The organism is Streptomyces sp. NPDC054813, assembly GCF_053611365.1.
Genome location: NZ_JBSHAF010000008.1, coordinates 85,855 through 101,021, shown reverse-complemented (window position 1 = coordinate 101,021; position 15,167 = coordinate 85,855). Strand labels below are relative to the sequence as shown.

At 69.7% G+C, this 15,167-nt stretch carries 11 protein-coding genes, 1 tRNA gene and 1 pseudogene; 9 read left to right on the top strand and 4 right to left on the bottom strand.

The window, feature by feature from the left end; all coding sequences use genetic code 11:
• Positions 1-13: 13 nt before the first annotated feature.
• From ACWGJB_RS17850 to panB, 3 genes are all read right to left on the bottom strand, one after another.
• Positions 14-847, bottom strand: coding sequence for an ABC transporter permease (locus ACWGJB_RS17850; RefSeq protein WP_360493526.1), 834 nt, complete (start codon positions 845-847; stop codon positions 14-16).
• Complete coding sequence (locus ACWGJB_RS17845) at positions 844-1,851, bottom strand: ATP-binding cassette domain-containing protein (protein WP_453381087.1); 1,008 nt, start codon at positions 1,849-1,851, stop codon at positions 844-846. Before ACWGJB_RS17845 ends, ACWGJB_RS17850 begins: the two co-directional genes overlap by 4 nt.
• Positions 1,852-2,208: 357 nt before the next feature.
• Positions 2,209-3,084 (bottom strand): 3-methyl-2-oxobutanoate hydroxymethyltransferase, encoded by an 876-nt coding sequence (gene panB, locus ACWGJB_RS17840; protein WP_360493532.1) that lies wholly within the window; start codon positions 3,082-3,084, stop codon positions 2,209-2,211.
• A gap of 192 nt (positions 3,085-3,276) precedes the next feature.
• Between panB and ACWGJB_RS17835 the strand changes: the two genes are divergently transcribed.
• From ACWGJB_RS17835 to ACWGJB_RS17815, 5 genes are all read left to right on the top strand, one after another.
• Entirely contained in the window at positions 3,277-4,875 is a 1,599-nt protein-coding gene (locus ACWGJB_RS17835; protein WP_453381086.1) for an MFS transporter, read from the top strand.
• A gap of 84 nt (positions 4,876-4,959) precedes the next feature.
• On the top strand, positions 4,960-5,601 hold the full coding sequence (locus ACWGJB_RS17830; RefSeq protein ID WP_453381085.1) for a TetR/AcrR family transcriptional regulator: 642 nt from the start codon (positions 4,960-4,962) through the stop codon (positions 5,599-5,601).
• Positions 5,602-5,819: 218 nt separating this feature from the next.
• The gene (locus tag ACWGJB_RS17825; protein WP_453381084.1) at positions 5,820-6,869 is read left to right on the top strand and encodes an endonuclease/exonuclease/phosphatase family protein; all 1,050 of its coding nucleotides are present in this window, start codon (positions 5,820-5,822) and stop codon (positions 6,867-6,869) included.
• 157 nt (positions 6,870-7,026) lie between these two features.
• On the top strand, positions 7,027-8,247 hold the full coding sequence (locus tag ACWGJB_RS17820) for an MFS transporter (RefSeq protein WP_453381083.1): 1,221 nt from the start codon (positions 7,027-7,029) through the stop codon (positions 8,245-8,247).
• 249 nt (positions 8,248-8,496) lie between these two features.
• Positions 8,497-9,111: a Uma2 family endonuclease gene (locus ACWGJB_RS17815; RefSeq protein ID WP_453381082.1), complete on the top strand. Its 615-nt coding sequence runs from the start codon at positions 8,497-8,499 to the stop codon at positions 9,109-9,111.
• 270 nt (positions 9,112-9,381) lie between these two features.
• Here the strand turns inward: ACWGJB_RS17815 and ACWGJB_RS17810 are convergent.
• Positions 9,382-9,453, bottom strand: a tRNA-Gln gene (locus ACWGJB_RS17810).
• Positions 9,454-9,824: 371 nt separating this feature from the next.
• Between ACWGJB_RS17810 and ACWGJB_RS17805 the strand changes: the two genes are divergently transcribed.
• The 4 genes and pseudogenes from ACWGJB_RS17805 to ACWGJB_RS17790 all read left to right on the top strand — a co-directional run bounded on the left by ACWGJB_RS17805 (position 9,825) and on the right by ACWGJB_RS17790 (position 15,161).
• Positions 9,825-10,301 carry a hypothetical protein gene (locus tag ACWGJB_RS17805; protein ID WP_453381081.1) on the top strand — a complete coding sequence of 159 codons (477 nt, stop codon included), beginning with the start codon at positions 9,825-9,827 and terminating at the stop codon, positions 10,299-10,301.
• Positions 10,302-10,620: 319 nt separating this feature from the next.
• Entirely contained in the window at positions 10,621-12,177 is a 1,557-nt protein-coding gene (locus tag ACWGJB_RS17800) for a S8 family serine peptidase (RefSeq protein WP_453381080.1), read from the top strand.
• Between the two features lie 212 nt (positions 12,178-12,389).
• Positions 12,390-12,479 (top strand): annotated as a pseudogene (locus ACWGJB_RS17795) (DUF397 domain-containing protein); the annotation flags it as partial.
• A 306-nt stretch (positions 12,480-12,785) separates the two neighbouring features.
• Positions 12,786-15,161 (top strand): DNRLRE domain-containing protein, encoded by a 2,376-nt coding sequence (locus tag ACWGJB_RS17790; protein WP_453381079.1) that lies wholly within the window; start codon positions 12,786-12,788, stop codon positions 15,159-15,161.
• Positions 15,162-15,167: the final 6 nt, after the last annotated feature.

Sequence of the window (15,167 nt, the reverse complement as noted above, 5' to 3'; positions counted from 1 at the left end):
GGGTCGCCGAACGTCAGCTCTTGGTGCGGAACTTGTAGACCGCGTACGGTGCCGCCACCGCCGTGATCGCCACCGACCAGGCCAGCGTGATCCACAGGTCGTGGGCGACCGGGCCGCCGATCATCAGTCCGCGGGCCGCGTCGGCGAGCGTGGACAGCGGGTTGTAGTCGGTGAAGGCCTGCAGCCAGCCCGGCATCGACTTCGTCGGCGCGAAGATCGACGAGCCGAACTGCAGCGGGAACAGCACCAGGAACCCCATCGCCTGTACGGACTGCGCGCTCTTCAGGATCACGCCCAGGGTGAGGAACACCCACATGATCGAGGAGGCGAACACCGCGGACAGGCCCACGGCGGCGAACAGCCCGCCCCAGTGGGTGATGTGGAACCCGACCAGCACGGCGACGATCATCAGCACGGCGGTCGCGAACAGCATCCGCACCAGCTCGACGGAGATCTTCGCGAACAGCACCGAGCCGCGCCCGATCGGCAGCGACCGGAACCGGTCCATCACACCGGAGTTGAAGTCCTGGCTGAACCCGGTGCCGACGCCCTGCGAGAGCGTCATGCTCATCATCGCGATCATGCCCGGGATGACGTACTGGACGTAACCGTCCTGGCCGCCGCCGAGCGCCTGCCCGATCGAGCCGCCGAAGACGTACACGAACAGCAGCGTGAAGACGACCGGCATCAGCAGCGCGTCGAACATCGACTCGGGGTCCTGCCGGATCCACAGCAGGTTGCGGCGGATCAGGGCGCCGGTGTGCCGCAGGTGCCCGCGCAGCGGGATCCGGGCGTCGGCGGCGCCCGGCGTGGTGGTGACGGCCGGGGTGGTGGTGACGGCGCTCATACGGCGACCTCCTCGCGGTCGTCGGCGGGCGTGGCGTCCTGCGGGGCACTGGCACGGTGGCCGGTGAGGGACAGGAAGACCTCGTCCAGGCTGGGCAGTTCGGTGACGATGGAGCTGATGGTGATACCGCGGGCGGTGACGGCGCCGACCACGGCGGTCAGCTGCTCGTCGCTGAGGATGGGCACCAGCAGGGTGCCCCGCTCGGCGTCCACGGTCGTGGTCGCGAGCCCGGTGATCCCGAGCTCGTCGATCATGGCGGCGAGCGGCCGCACCTGCAGCGGGTCGACCGGCTGCACGCGCAGCGTCCGCCCGCCGACCTTGGCCTTGAGCTCCTCCACCTTGCCGCCGGCGATGACCTTCCCGCGGTCCACGACGGTCAGCTCGGAGGCGAGCTGCTCGGCCTCCTCCATGTACTGGGTGGTCAGCAGCACGGTCACGCCCTCGTCGACCATCGCCTTGACCTCGTCCCACACCTCGTTACGGGTGCGCGGGTCGAGACCGGTGGTCGGCTCGTCCAGGAACAGCACCTGGGGGTGCCCGATCATCGAGGCGGCGAGGTCCAGCCGCCGGCGCATGCCGCCGGAGTAGGTGCCGGCGGGCCGCTTGGCGGCGTCGGTCAGCGAGAACCGCTCCAGCAGCTGGTCGGCCCGGGCCCGGGCGTCCCTGCGGGACAGGTCGAGCAGCCGCCCGATCATGTAGAGGTTCTCCCAGCCCGGCAGCTTCTCGTCGACCGAGGCGTACTGCCCGGTCAGTCCGATCACCCGGCGCAGCTGGCGGGGCTGGCGCAGGACGTCGTAGCCGGCGACGGTCGCCTGCCCGGCGTCGGGCTTCAGCAGGGTGGACAGAATCCGGACGATGGTCGTCTTGCCGGCCCCGTTCGGCCCGAGGACACCCATCACGGTGCCCTCGCGGACGTCCAGATCAACTCCGTCGAGAGCCTTGGTGTCGCCGTAGTGCTTCACCAGCCCCCGTACGGTCACGGCGGTGTTGTCGATTCGCGTCATGGGAAGAACCGTGCCAGGCCCCACCGACAAACCGCCGACAGGCTGCCGACACCGGCGGCCCTCCTGCCGACAGCCCGCCTGCAGACCGCCGACAAGGGGCGGCGTACCGGGCCCGCCACGACCGTCCCCGCTGCTCAGCCCCTCGACACCGACCGGCTCGAACTGCTCCCGCTGCGCGTCGAGCACACCAGAACGACCGCCGCGACCACGCCCCCCTGACCACCGCAACCACCAATTGAGCAACCCCCACGGCGAGCAACCACCTCCGCGAGAGCGGCGCCGGTTTAGGCGCAAAAGCCGACCAGCCCGCCGACGGGGGAAGATCGGCGGGCTGGCCGTGGTGTTTCCGCAGTGGCTCTAGTGGACGGAGTGCTCCTCCAGCGGGAACGTTCCGCCGACGACGTCCTCGGCGTAGGCCCGGGCCGCGTCGCCCATGACCTCGCGCAGGGCCGCGTACTTCTTCACGAACTTCGGCACCCGGCCCGAGGTCAGGCCCAGCATGTCCGTCCAGACCAGGACCTGTGCGTCGGTCTCGGGACCGGCGCCGATGCCGACCGTCGGGATGTGCAGCACCCGGGTCACCTCGGCCGCCAGCTCCGCCGGGACCAGTTCGAGTACGACCGCGAACGCGCCCGCGTCCTGGACCGACTTGGCGTCGCGCAGCAGCTGCTGGGCCGCCTCCTCGCCGCGGCCCTGTACGCGGTAGCCCATCGCGTTGACGGACTGCGGGGTCAGGCCGATGTGCGCCATCACCGGGATGCCGGACTCGACGAGCAGTCGGATCTGTTCGTGCGAGCGCTCGCCGCCCTCCAGCTTGACCGCGCCGACACCGGCCTCCTTCACCAGCCGGGTCGCCGAGCGCAGCGCCTGCACCGGGCCCTCCTGGTAGGAGCCGAAGGGGAGGTCGCCGACGATGAGGGCGCGCTGGGTGCCGCGGACCACGGCCGCCGACAGCATCGTCATCTCGTCCAGGGTGACGGGCACCGTCGACTCGTACCCGAGGTGGCAGTTGCCCGCCGAGTCGCCGACCAGGAGCACCGGGATCCCGGACTCGTCGAAGACGGACGCGGTCATCGCGTCGTACGCGGTGAGCATGGGCCACTTCTCGCCGCGTTCCTTGGCGAGGGCGATGTCGCGGACCGTGATGCGACGGGTGCCCTTTCCCCCGTACAGCGTCCTGCTGCCGTCGGAGGGGCTGTTCTGCGCAGGCTGGGCAGCCGAGAGCTGCGTCATGGCAACGGCTCCTTCAATTCATCTCGAGGCACCCTGACGGTGTCCCCGGATCGCTTCCATGGTGGCACTTCGTGCCGCCCTCGGCCAGAGGACCGTCGTGTGATCCATCGGTCACCCCTCTTGCGTAAGGCCTCGGTAAAGGAATTCAGATACGAGACGGTGCCGTATTGAAATAGGCCTAGGCTCCTCGCCATGACAACTCCTGCCGACCACGCTCCAACCGGCCCACGCATACCCGAGGAAGTGCACCGGCGCCGTTGGGCGATCCTCGGCGTGCTCATGCTGAGCCTGCTGATCGTGGTGCTCGACAACTCGATCCTGAACGTCGCCATCAAGACCATCTCGACCCCCGCCCCGACCGGCCTGGGCGCCACCCAGAGCCAGCTGGAGTGGGCGATCAACGCCTACACCCTGGTCTTCGCGGGCCTGCTGTTCACCTCCGGCCTCATCGGCGACCGGCTCGGCCGCAAGAAGGTGCTGATCGGCGGCCTCGTCGTGTTCGGCGCCGGCTCCGCCCTGGCCGCCGAGTCCGGCTCCGCGGACCAGCTGATCGCCTACCGCGCCCTGATGGCCCTCGGCGCCGCCTTCGTGATGCCCGCCACCCTCGCCGTCCTGATGAACGTCTTCGAGCGTCAGGAGCAGCCCAAGGCCATCGGCATCTGGGCCGGCGGCGTCGGCCTCGCCATCGCGATCGGCCCGATCACCGGCGGTGTGCTGCTCGACCACTTCTGGTGGGGCTCGGTCTTCCTCGTCAACGTGCCGATCGTGATCGTCGCGCTCGCGCTGATGGTGTGGCTGGTGCCCGACTCGCGCGACCCGCGTCCGGGCCGCCTCGACCCCGTCGGCGTGGTGCTCTCCGTCGTCGGCCTGGTCCTGCTGGTCTACGGCATCATCAAGGGCGGCGAACTCGCCGACTTCACCGACGCCAAGGTGCTCGCGACCATCATCGCCGGTGTCGTGGTGCTCGCCGGCTTCGTGATCTACGAGATGCGCAGCGACCACCCGTCCCTGGACGTCACCTACTTCAAGAACAAGGTCTTCTCGTCCGCCATGGCCGCCATCGCGCTGGTCTTCTTCGCGCTGATGGGCGTGACCTTCTTCTCCGTCTTCTACACCCAGAGCGTGCGCGGCTACTCGCCGCTGCAGTCCGGTCTGCTGCTGCTCCCGCTGGCCGTCGCACAGCTGATCTTCGCGCCGCGGGCCCGGCTGGTCGTGGACCGGATCGGCAACAGGGCCACCACCACCGCGGGCCTGGTGCTGATCGCGGCGATGCTGGGCATGTTCGCCACCTTCGAGGCCGACACCCCGATCTGGCTCCTGGAGGTCGTCTTCTTCCTGATGGGCACCGGCATGGCGCACATCATGACGCCGACCTCGGTCGTCATCATGCAGGCCCTGCCCCGGGAGAAGGCCGGTTCCGCCTCCGCGCTCAGCAACACCTTCCGCCAGGTCGGCGGCGCCCTCGGTATCGCCGTCCTCGGCTCGGTGCTGTCGACGTCGTACCGCAACGGCATCGAGGGCAAGCTCGGCGCGCTGCCGCCCGGGCTGCGCGGGACCGCCGGCGAGTCCATCGAGGCCACGCTGGGTGTCGCCCAGAAGCTCGGGGCGCAGGGCAAGGCCCTGGTCACGCCCGCCAACGACGCCTTCCTGCACGCCATGCACATGACCGCCCTGTGCGGTGTGGGCGTCGCGCTGCTCGGCGCCGTGGTCACGGCCCTCTTCCTGCCGGGCAAGCCGCCGGCCGGTCAGCAGGGCGAGCGGGAACAGGAGTTGGTCGCGGCCGCGGAGTGAGCTGACGCACGGTACGGCACGGATCCACGGGGGGAGGCTTGGGCTGCGGGAGAATTCCCGCAGCCAGTGAGAGGACGGTATGACGTGAGGCTTGCCGACAGTCGGCCGCGGTCCGTGGGTCCGGCCCGGGGCCGTCCCCGCAGCGAGGCGGTGGAGAGCGCCATCCTGGAAGGGGTGATGAAGCTCCTGGAGGAGGGCGTTCCGCTCGCCGAGCTGTCCATCGAGCGGATCGCCCGGACCGCCGGCGTCGGCAAGGCCACCATCTACCGCCGCTGGAACGGCAAGGAGGAGCTCTTCGTCGACGTCATGCGCGCCGCCGAGCCCCCCGACCCCGAACTCCCCGGCACCGGCATGCGCGACGACCTCGTCGTGATGCTCGAAGCGCTGCGCCAGCGGGGGCTGATGAACCGTTCGTCGGCGATCCTGCACAACGTCTTCGCCCAGATGAAGAGCAGCCCCCGGATCTGGGACGCGTACCACGCCAACGTCGTCAACCCGCGGCGCGAACTCGGCAAGGAGGTGCTGCGCCGCGGCCAGCAGAACGGCGAACTCCGCGCGGACGTCGACATCGATCTGGCCAACGACATGTTCACCGGCCCGATGCTGCTCAGGGCCATCCTGCGCCCGGACGCGGAGCTCCCCGAGGGCCTGGCCGAACAGATCGTCGACTCGGTACTGGCCGGCCTACAGCCCGTCAGCTCGCCGGAGCCCGAGCCGGAGCCGTAAGTGTTGTTGTTGTCGCCGTCGGTGGAATGCACTCGGTGGAATGTGCTCGTTTTGTCACAGTCCACCCCGACCGGGCGGTAACCGGAACCCCTCCGGTCGACTTGTTCGTCCTCGTCTTCCGTACGGCCGTCATGTGACGGCGGGATCGGAGCCGATCATCCCCTAGGGTCGTATCCCGGGGGACGACGGTGTGCACGGCAGGTTGTGAGGCAGGCGGTATGGCGCAGCAGGCGTACATGACGGAGACGGACAACGGCGGCTCGGGGCCCGAGCGTCGGGGAGACCGGTTCCGGCGCCTGGTGAACCGCCTGCTGGCCGGCTGGCGCGACGACCCACACATCTGGCGCCGGGGCCTCGTCCTCGCCGCCATCGCCCTGCTGCTGGCCGGCGTGATGCTGATGCACTCCCGTATCCCCAACGCCATCGGCAACCTCGGCAGTCTCACCGAGACGTTCCTGCCCTGGCTGGGCCTGCTGATCCCGGTGCTGTTGCTGCTCGGCGTCCTGCGCAAGTCGGCGACCGCGCTCATCGCCATCCTTCTCCCGGCGATCGTCTGGCTGAACCTGTTCGGCGGACTGCTCACCGACAAGTCCGGTACCGGCGGCGACTTCACGGTCGCCACGCACAACGTGAACGCCGAGAACCCCGACCCGACCGGCACCGCCGACCGACTCGCCGCGTCCGGTGCCGACGTGGTGGCTCTGGAGGAGCTGAAGGCATCGGCCGTACCGGCGTACGAGAAGGCGCTGGCGTCGACGTACAAGTACCACGCGGTCGAGGGCACCGTGGGGCTGTGGAGCAAGTACCGGCTGACCGGCGTGAAGGCCGTCGACATCAAGCTCGGCTGGACGCGTGCGATGCGTGCCACGGTGGCCACGCCGGAGGGGGCCCTCGCGGTCTACGTCGCCCATCTCCCCTCGGTAAGGGTGAAGATGAACGCCGGGTTCACCGCCCGGCAGCGGGACACGAGCGCCGACGCGCTGGGCGAGGCCATCGCCGACGAGACCCTGCCGCGGGTGATCCTCCTCGGTGACCTCAACGGCACGATGAACGACCGTTCCCTCAACGGCGTCACCTCGCAGATGCGCTCCACGCAGGGCGCGGCGGGCAGCGGGTTCGGGTTCAGCTGGCCGGCCGCGTTCCCGATGGCCCGGATCGACCAGATCATGGTCAAGGGCGTGGAACCGGAGAGCTCCTGGACCCTCCCGAGGACGGGCAGCGACCACCTCCCGATCGCGGCCCGTGTGAACCTGACCACATCGGATTAGCGAAAGCTCCTGGTCAGGCCAGCGCCGCCGTCTTTGTAAGGACAATCGGACACTGGATCGTAACCTGCCGGAATACTTGGCCTGGGATGCTTTGTTCCGTAGCTGAACTTAAACACCTCCGCACGGAACCCCGCTCCCTGAAAGGCAAAGCCCTCCCATGCCCCTGGCCCTGCTCGCCCTGGCCGTCGGCGCTTTTGGTCTCGGCACCACCGAGTTCGTGATGATGGGCCTGCTGCCCGACGTCGCCGACGACCTGCACATATCGATCCCCACCGCCGGGCACCTGGTCTCGGCGTACGCGCTCGGCGTCGTCATAGGCGCCCCGCTCCTCGCCGCGCTGACCGCGCGCATGCCCCGCCGCACGGTCCTGATCTCCCTGATGGCCCTGTTCGGGGCGGGCAACGCGCTGTCGGCCCTGGCCCCCACGTACGACTGGTTGCTCGCCGCCCGCTTCCTCAGCGGCCTGCCGCACGGCGCGTTCTTCGGCGTCGGCGCGGTGGTCGCCACCAACCTGGTGGCACCGGAGCGCAGGGCCCGCTCGGTCTCCTTGATGTTCATGGGCCTGACGGTCGCCAACATCGCGGGCGTCCCCGTCGCCACCCTCATGGGCCAGCACCTGGGCTGGCGGGCCACCTTCCTGGGCGTGAGCCTGATCGGCGTCGCCGCGATGGCCGCGGTCGCGCTGCTGATCCGCGGGGCCGACGCCCCGGCCCCGGTCTCCGGCCTGCGCGGCGAACTGACCGCCCTGCGCTCCCTCCCGGTCTGGCTGGCGCTCGCCACGACCGTCGTCGGCTTCGGTGCCCTCTTCTCCGCGTACAGCTACATCACACCGATGCTGACGGACTCCGCCGGGTACGCCGACTCCGACGTGACCCTGCTGCTGGCGCTCTTCGGCGTCGGCGCCACCGCCGGCAACCTGGTCGGCGGCCGTCTCGCCGACCACGCGATGCGCGGCACGCTCTTCGGCGGCCTGGCCTCCATGGTCGCGGTGCTGTTCCTCTTCCCCGTCCTGATGCACGCGCAGTGGAGCGCGGCCCTGGCGGTGACGCTGCTCGGCGTGGCCGCGTTCATCACCGGCTCGCCCCTCCAGCTGATGGTCATGGAGCGCGCCGCCGCGGGCCCCTCCCTCGCCTCCTCCGCCAACCAGGCGGCCTTCAACCTCGCGAACGCGGGCGGCGCCTGGCTCGGCGGCGTGGCGCTGGCAGCGGGCTTCGGCGTGACGTCCCCGGCGCTGGCGGGCGCGGCCCTCGCGGTCCTGGGCCTGGGCGTGGCGAGCGTGGCGTTCGCGGTGGACCGGAGGCGTGCGCTGCCTGCGACGGCCCGGGAACGCGTCATCGCTTCGCACGTCCCGGAGCCCGCGGAGACGGTGCACTCCTGACCGCCCGTGTCCCGGCCGGGCGCCGATGTGCCCGGCCGGGAAACTGCTGTGCTCCAGGCGTGCGGCCCCGACGGAAACGGGTCGAGCAGCAGTCGCTCGCGGTACCGGGTACTACGGCCGCCGCTGCCGGATCCGGCCGTCAAGGGGCAGGGGCGGTGCTCACCTTCGGGTGAAGCGGTTCGGGCGGGACGCCGTCGGTCCGGTCTGCATACGATGATGCTCTCGGCACCAGCCCCTGGGAGGCACGCGATGTCTGCCGCAGCCATCGAGCAGCCCTTCGACGACGAGCCCTTCTCGCTCACGGCCATCGCCGACGAGATCATGGAGCGCCATCCGGGCTACCGCGTCGAGATCATCGGAGGCCACCTCCTCGTGGCCCCGTCACCGGATGCCCCTCACGCCCGTGCCCTGACCAGCCTGATGATTCCCTTTATTGCCGCCGGTCTGCACGGAGAGGAAACCGAGGTCCTCCAGAACGTCGGCCTCCGGCTGCCCACCGGAGCCGAGGACTACGCCATCGCCGACCTCGTGATCGTGGACGCCGACATCGATGACCACTTCGTCGAGAACAACGCCTATGACCCGGTCTGCTTCCGTCTTGTCCTGGAGGTCACCTCCAGCAACTGGAAGGACGACCTGAAGACCAAGGCCGTCGCCTACGCCCAGGCCAAGGTTCCGGTCTATGTCATCGTCGACCGCAAGCACCAGCGCGTCCACGTGCTCACCGATCCCAGTGGGGAGAAGTACGAGCACCACCGCCCGTACTCGCCCGGCGAGACCGTCACGCTGCCCGAGTCGATCGGCGCCCAGGTCGCCCTCGACGTCGACCAGATCCTCAAGGCCGCCCAGAAAAAGGCCGGCTGACCGCGTCCGCCCTCCCCCTCGGCGAGATTCTCGTCGTACCCCCACCCCTCCGGCAACGCCATGCCCCGGGCCTTCGAGTAGCACGCCGCACGCGTTCCGGTCGGCGCCACCCTCCCTCCGCTCGGCGGGTCACCGCGTCAGCGGAACCGTGCTTCCGATACGACTCCACGCAGCCGTTCGCCGGTGTGCCCACGCCTGTGACGTCGTCGTCGTACCCCTTCACCGCGGACAGGGATCTGCTGCCCTGACGACGGGTGGTGTCCGCGTTTGCTGGGATACCAGGACTCGAACCTGAACTAACGGAACCAGAAACCGTTGGGCTGCCAATTACCCCATATCCCATTCGCCCCGAAGACCGCGGAAGACCGGCCGGCCGGGGCGTTGCCCAGGCTATTCACGCTCTCCGTGATGCCTGGGGAGGCGCGCCCGGAGTTGTCGATCGGAGTTCTGGGGGGCCTGGCGGCGAACAGCGTCCGGTAGGCGATCCGTGCCGCGTTCTTCCCGCGTGGTCGTCCGACACCTCCGGCCCATCCTGCCGTGTCCCTGGCCGGTTCGCCGGTCGCTGGATCCAATCGGGGGATTCCTCGCCCCGAGTGGTCCCCTCGACTGTTGGGCGGAGCGATACCGCCCTAGCTTCAGTTCGTCGGAGTTATTCCGAAAAAGTCAACATCATATCTTTTGTTGGCTTTCCTCGAACATCGAACGGAGCATTCATGTCGGTGATGACCGGTACCCCGCCCCTGCAGCAGTTCGGCCAGCAGACGGCCGGGCCGCAGCAGCAGCAGCTCGCGCAGGTCGTCCAGCAGGCCATCCAGCAGGCCTGCCAGCAGGCGAGCCAGCAGATCGCGCAGCGCATGCAGCAGACGCTGCAGCAGATCCAGCAGGTCCAGCAGCAGCTGCAGCAGCAGGGCATCGCCCACCACGCCCACCCGTACCTGGCCGTCGCGCTGCATCACACCCTGCAGCAGGGCGTGCGCAGCGCTGTGGAGCAGTCCGTGCAGCAGGCGCTGCCGACCGCGATCCTGACGCTGGTGCAGCAGAGCCAGCAGAGCCAGCAGGGTCAGCAGGGTCAGCAGGGTCAGCAGGGCCAGCAGCAGTGGGGCGGCGGCTTCGGCCAGCAGTACCCGCAGCAGTACCAGCAGCCCGGCTTCGGCTTCGGCCCGATGGGTCAGCACTTCGGCATCGGCTGACACAGGGCAGTGAGCTGTGCGGTGTGCCCGGGACAGGTTCCCGGGCACACCGCACAGCCGCGGAAGGCGCGAGCCGCCGGTCATACGGATCAGAAGCGCAGGAACCGACGCAGGCATGGTTAAGGTGGATTTAATGGTCAAGGACAGGCCCGGAAGCAAGCCCCGGAGCAGCCGCCAGAGCGAATCCGAGGGCGCGGGGGCCAGCGGGCCGAGCCCCGAGGACGCGGCGCCGCGCAAGAAAGGCGGCCGGTCACCGATCGCGGTACAGTCGCGGCGCTCTCGCTACATGGTGGCCCCGCTGCCGCAGCAGCTTCTGCCCATGGGAGTGCCCGAACTCGGTATCGACGCGGTGTGCGACCAGCTGGAACGAATGCCCGAGGTCACGGTGGTCCGCAGGGTCACCCCGTCGGACAAACTGCAGTCGGCGGGAGTGCGGCCCTCCTGCCCTGAAATCGTGGTCGTCGAGGCCGCCGAAGCCCAGGTACCGGCGATGCGGTCGCTGCATGTGCACGTCGAGCCGGATCTGCCGCTGTCCGCGGGCGTACCGGTTGCCACGCCCGCCGCGGGGATGCTGCCGTTGCGCGACCCGGGGCTGGTCATGCCGATGGAGGAGCCCGTGGAGTTCTCGGTTCGCGTCTGCGGCCCGGACGGCGAACCGCTGGCCGGCGCGGGCGTGTTCCTGATCGGGGCGACATGGCCGAGCCAGGGCGTCACCGGCCCCGACGGGAGGGTCACCCTCACCCTGGTGACGGAGACCGCGCAGTCCATCCAGTCCCTGTACGTCCGGCCCGCGGGCGGTTACACGGACCGCTGGATCCACCGCCCCGACCTGTCGGCGGGCCAGGACAACCTCGTCACCCTCACCCCGCTGTCCACGGTCTACCCGGAGCTGGAACAGCGGCAGAGTTACGGCTGGGGCCAGCAGGCCATGCGGCTGGACCGGCTGCCGCCCACGTTCCGCGCCTTCGGCATCAAGATCGCTGTCATCGGTACGGGCGTCAGCATCGACCACCCCGACCTGAAGCAGGGGGTGCGCTCCGGCGCCGACATCGTGCACCGCACGAAGGAGGGCTGGACCCACGACCCGGTCGGCACCGGCACTCACGCGGCCGGTGTCATCGCCGGGGCGGACACCGGCAAGGGCATCATCGGCATCGCCGTCGACGCCGAGCTCGAGGTCTGCCAGGTGATGCCCGACGGCCACTTCAGCGACCTGATCGCCGCCCTGGACCACTGCATCGAGCGCGAGGTCGACATCGCCCACATCCAAGTGACGACCCCGTACCCCTCGGCGCTGGTCTCCCGCAAACTCGCCGACGCCACCGCGGCAGGCATCGCCTGCATCGCTCCGGCAGGTGACAACGGCGGACCGGTCTCCTTCCCCGCCTCGCTGCCCACCGTCTTCGCCGTGGGCGCCCTGGGAGCCTTCGGTACCTGCCCGCCCGACACCTCCCACGCCGCCCACGCGGGGCCACAGTTGAGCCCGGATGGGCTGTTCGCCGCGCCGTTCAGCAGCCACGGCCCCGGAGTGGATGCGGCCGCCCCCGGCGTTTCGGTCCTGTCCTGCTCCCGCGACGGCGGCTACACCGCTCTCGACGGCACCGGCACCGCATCCGCCCACATCGCGGGCCTGGCGGCGCTCGTGCTGGCCCACCACGAGGATTTCCACGGCCAGCTGCTGCCCCGCGGGCCCGGCCGCGTGCAGCACCTGTTCGAGATCATCGCCGCCAGCTGCCGCCCGCTGGCCGTACCGGGAACGCCGGACGCGAGCCGTACCGGGTGCGGCCTACCCGACGCCCTCACCGCTCTCGGCCTGACTCCCGGCACGCAACTCGCCCCGCCCCTGTCCCCCTTCGCCTCCTCCATGACCGGATAGGTCCATCCCACGGCCTGTCGACCGGACGGCCCCGAGGACGGGTGTCGTCCGGCCGACAGCCCATCAGTCCCGAAACCGGGCCACAACAACGCAGCGGAGGCGACTGCGTCGAGGGTGTCACGGCGCCCTTCGGCACCTCCCCCACATCGGCCCAACACAAAGGGGCGTGAGGTCACCAGGACCCCACGCCCCTTCGCTCGGCGGATCAGCAGGTCGTCCCCGTCCGCGACTCGAAAACGGCCCCCACGGCCCCCCTCCTCCCCGCCACCGCCTGGACCTCCTTCGTCGACTCCCTCAAGTAGGCGCAACGCAAAGGGAAAGGGGCGGTCTCCGAATGGTCATCACGGCGTACCGCCCCTATGCGTGAAGATCTTCTGAAGTTACGGTCAGGGCGCGGTGGTTGACGGGGCAATGACAACTTGCCCTCGCGGGCCCCGTAACAGTTCGTACGGGGGCAGTCGTTGAGAGCCGGTGCAAGCGGAACTCCCTTGAGTTGCGCTGTCCCGGTCACCATCCGTCGCGCGGATCATCCGGCCCCCGTTCACCATTGATCCTCGAACGGGGATGTCATGTCACATATCACCGGTCGTCTGAGACCTGTGACCCGAATGTCGCGCGCTGTCCTGCTGTTGCTGGCCCTGCTGGTGGGTGTGCTGGTGGCACCCGGCCGTGCGGAGGCCGTCAGCTGCCCCGGCGGTACGACCGACCAGTCACCGATCGTGGTGGAGCCGGAGTCCGCGAGCTCCACCACCACGACCCCGGTGCTGTCGGTACTCCTCGAGACCTACAACGGCGTCGGCAGCATCAGCGGCTCGCTGTTCGTCACCGACAGCGCGGGCAACGCGGTGGCAGGCACGCCGATGGCCACCGGTACCGTCCTCTCGGGCCAGCGCCTGACCTACCAGGTGCCCGCCGGGGCGCTGAGCGTCGGCACGACGTACAAGTGGTGGGTCACCGCGTCGATCTCGGCCTGCGTGCACGCCAGCAGCAGCCCGATCAGTTTCACCCCCACCACCTCCACGTCCGCGCCCGGGACGACTACCGGCCCGGACTCGGTGACGATCACCGGTGCGTCGCTGACCGCCGAGACGGCGAAGAGCGACTCCACCGCGTGCTCCGGCTCGCCGTGCGCGCTCTCCCAGAACCCCGGCACGCTCGACGTCGGCGGAGACGGCACCTCGCACTGGGTGTCGGCGCTCAGACCGGACCTGTCGGCCATCCCCGCCGGATCCACCATCGACAGCGCCACCCTCGACCTGACGTCCACCGCCTGCCTCAACGGCTGTGCCGCCGACACCCTGAACATCGGGCTGGCACAGGACGACGTGACCACGCAGACCGACGGCAAGTCGCTCGCCGCGGTGAACACCACCCTTACCGCGAGCGGTACCGAGTCGGCGGGCGCCTACGACATCACGACGCTGGTCACCGAGTGGGCCAACGGCGATGTCGCCGACGACGGCATTCTGCTGTCGGCGCCGGACGAGACGACCGCGACTTCCGGGGTGGGCTACGCCGGTCCGACCGCAGCCTCCGGGGCCGCGTCGATCAAGGTGACGTACACCCCGCCTGCCGCGCCGAGCGCCCCCACCTCGCTGACCACGACCGCCGGTGACGGCGGTGTCCTCGTGGCCTGGGCCGAACCGGCCTCGACCGGCTACGTGCAGGGGGAGAACGCCACCGACAACGACGACCCCGGCGACGGCATCTCCTCCTACACCGTCAGCGCGGTCAACGCCGCCGGCAGCACCGTGGCCACTACGACCACGTCCACCACCACCGAGGCTCTGCTGACCGGTCTGACCAACGGGACGAGCTACACCGTCAAGGTCACCGCCACCAACCCGGTGGGCACCGGACCGGCGGCCAGTGCCACAGGGGTCAGCCCCGAGGCGGTGCCCGGCGGCCCCACCCAGTACATCCAGGCGGTCAGTCAGATGCTGAACGCCCGCGACGGACTGCAGAAGGGCACCTACGCCACGTCCGCCGCCGCACTGGCCTCGGACTCCTACTCCACCTACGTGTCCACCTGGCTCGGCTACGAGTCCGCCGCCGACGCCGGGGTGCACACCGCCGAGGCCGCGAACAGCGAGTCGGAGACCAGCGACGCCACGACCCTGTCGAACTCGCTCGCCGCCCTCTCGGCGGACGGCAGCACGGTGACCGTGTACACCACCGCCGACGAGACCTTCACCACCGTCGACACCAGGACCGGCACAACGGACACCACCCCCGGCGAGGCGATCGACCAGGACGCGTACACCTTCAGCGTCACCGGCAGCGTGCCGCGGATCTCCCAGGCGGCCGACGCCGACGCCCTCGTCAAGCCGGTGACCGCCGCCTCCGAGATCACCGCGTATTCCGCCACCCTCGACGGAACGCCCGCCGGCACACCGTCCGCCCTGGCCACCGACTCCAGTACCGGATACTTCACCGCCGGCACCGAGACGGTCAGTGCGTCGAGTGGCCACTGGGCCAACCTCTCCGGCGTCGTCGCCTGGGCGAACAAGTGGTACGACGGCACGTACAACGGGTTCTCCGACGACTGCACCGACTTCGCCTCCCGTGCCCTGCACTACGGCGGCAAGCTGAACGAGAACACGCCGAGCGTTCCGCCGGCGCACCACTCCGACGACCACTACTGGTTCCAGTCGCACGGCCTCTTCGGGGCCACCACCAGCTACTCGTGGGCCGGCGCCTACCACCAGGCGAACTTCCAGAACATCGAAGGCTCGTACTTCTACAGCTACGCCCTGGACGCCTCCCCGGGCGATCTGATCTTCGCGAACTGGTCGGGCGGTTCGTTCTCCGGAATCTCCCACACCGGCGTCGTCGTGAAGAACAACGGCGGCAACCTCTACATCGACCAGCACTCCAACACCCGGAAAAACGAACCGCTGCTCAAGGAGGGCAGCCAGAAGACCTGGGCCTCCGGCCACCCCAACCTGCATGTGTGGATCGTGTCTCCGCACACCAAGTTCTGAAGCCCG